Here is a 1638-nt window from a genome sequence, read left to right on the forward strand (position 1 = left end):
GGCCTAAAACGGTGCGTGTGATGATAGAAGCGAACACCACCGAGGACCTGGCGGCGAAGCGCAAGGCATTAAACGCGATGATCGAGGCCAAGGGCTACGGCCCGGAGGCACTGCGAGAACGGCCGCGACCGGCGAAAAAATAAAGAGCAATGGGCAGAGCGATAAGTAACAAAAACGTGCTGGCGGCACAATTCGAGACCGCAGACTTCGACGGGCCGTTCCTGGCGAGCTTCGGCCGCCCGGAGCTCCGCGGGGTGTGGCTTATCTGGGGCGACAGCGGCAGCGGCAAAACGACTTTCACGCTCCAGCTCTGCAAGTATCTGGCCGGCTTCCGTCGCGTGGCTTACGACAGTCTGGAACAAGGTCTGAGCCTATCGCTTCAAAAGGCATGGGAGCGCGTGGGCATGGCGGAAGCCGGCAGCAATATAATCCTGCTGAACAAAGAGGACTTGCCGGAACTGTGCGCCCGACTGCGGAAGCGCAAAAGTCCTGAAATAATCGTGATCGACAGCCTGCAATATCTGGACAAATTCTACATGAAGCAATTCAAGGATCTAAAAGCTGAATTTCCTGACAAACTGTTCGTGTTCATAAGCCAGGCCGACAAGGCAGGCAAGGATCCGGACGGGCACATAGCGAAAAAGATACGCTATGACGCGGACATCAAAATCAAGGTCGAGGGCTTCAAGGCATTTGTAACAACGCGCTACGAGGACCGGGACAAAGGCGAGGGCGGCGCGGACTTCATAATCTGGGAGCAGGGCGCAAACGACTACTGGGCCGAACAAATCAAATAATTACGACTATGGCAAAAGAAAACAAGACAATGGACGAAATACACCGCGGACTGCTGAAAAAATATCATACCCTTTGCACAGTTCTGGGGCTTGATGATGAAGCGAAGCGTGCGATCCTGACAAGCTGGGGTGTTGAGAGCAGCCGCGACCTGACGCAGCACCAGCTCATAGACATCTGCGGAAAGCTGAGCGCCCAGGTGGACGAGAAGCAGGGCACGGCACGACTTGACAAACTGCGCAAGCAGGTAATTGCGGCAATCGGCGGCTGGCTCCGGGAAACCGGGCAGCAGTCGAACATATCAATCATTAAGGGCATAGCCATGCGCGCCAGCGGTTACGCCGATTTTAACAAGATACCGAGGGAGCGGCTGCGCAACCTCATAGCGACATTTAACAACAAAGTCAAGGACGCCCGGGCGGTTGACGCTCTGACCGACGCGATGCTGATGCAACATTATTCGGCAGGCGGCGAAATTGACCCCACGCTAAACTAACGAGCCGATGAAAAAGGACAAAAAAGTGTGCTGCATCTGCGGCAAAGAATTTACAGAGTATGGAAACGACCCATACCCTGTAAAAGAGGACGGCGAGTGCTGCCGGTCATGCAATTGGGGCGTAGTTATTCCCAAACGAATAGAACTAAGCACAATAAATCAAGACCCACGAAATTATGACCCACGAACTGGAAAAAATTAAAGCCTACATACTGGAGCAGACGGAGGGCATGGCAGAGAACGCCAAAATCGAGCTGCTGGACGCCCTGGCATGGTGGGCGAGCGAGGAAGCCGGGAACCTCAATTTCGAGAGCCCGGACGCAGAAGATTATGAATAACGCTGAGCC

3 protein-coding genes are annotated in these 1638 nt (G+C 54.3%); all 3 read left to right on the top strand.

Annotated elements, in window-relative coordinates:
- The first annotated feature begins 149 nt into the window (after window positions 1-149).
- The 3 genes from MoGM_RS06165 (at window position 150) to MoGM_RS13010 (ending at window position 1629) form a co-directional block, all read left to right on the top strand.
- Window positions 150-797, top strand: coding sequence for an ATP-dependent serine protease (locus MoGM_RS06165; protein ID WP_104369239.1), 648 nt, complete (start codon window positions 150-152; stop codon window positions 795-797).
- 8 nt (window positions 798-805) lie between these two features.
- Window positions 806-1291, top strand: a complete 486-nt coding sequence (locus tag MoGM_RS06170; protein ID WP_104369240.1) for a hypothetical protein — start codon at window positions 806-808, stop codon at window positions 1289-1291.
- 176 nt (window positions 1292-1467) lie between these two features.
- Complete coding sequence (locus tag MoGM_RS13010) at window positions 1468-1629, top strand: hypothetical protein (RefSeq protein WP_158249561.1); 162 nt, start codon at window positions 1468-1470, stop codon at window positions 1627-1629.
- Window positions 1630-1638 lie beyond the last annotated feature (9 nt).

This window comes from Prevotella sp. MGM1 (assembly GCF_002933775.1).
In the GTDB taxonomy this organism is placed as follows: domain Bacteria; phylum Bacteroidota; class Bacteroidia; order Bacteroidales; family Bacteroidaceae; genus Prevotella.

Excerpts from the sequence above, each read along its gene's own strand:
- MoGM_RS06165 (WP_104369239.1), top strand. The coding sequence starts at position 150 with ATGGGCAGAGCGATAAGTAACAAAAACGTGCTGGCGGCACAATTCGAG.
- MoGM_RS06170 (WP_104369240.1), top strand. The coding sequence starts at position 806 with ATGGCAAAAGAAAACAAGACAATGGACGAAATACACCGCGGACTGCTG.
- MoGM_RS13010 (WP_158249561.1), top strand. The coding sequence starts at position 1,468 with ATGACCCACGAACTGGAAAAAATTAAAGCCTACATACTGGAGCAGACG.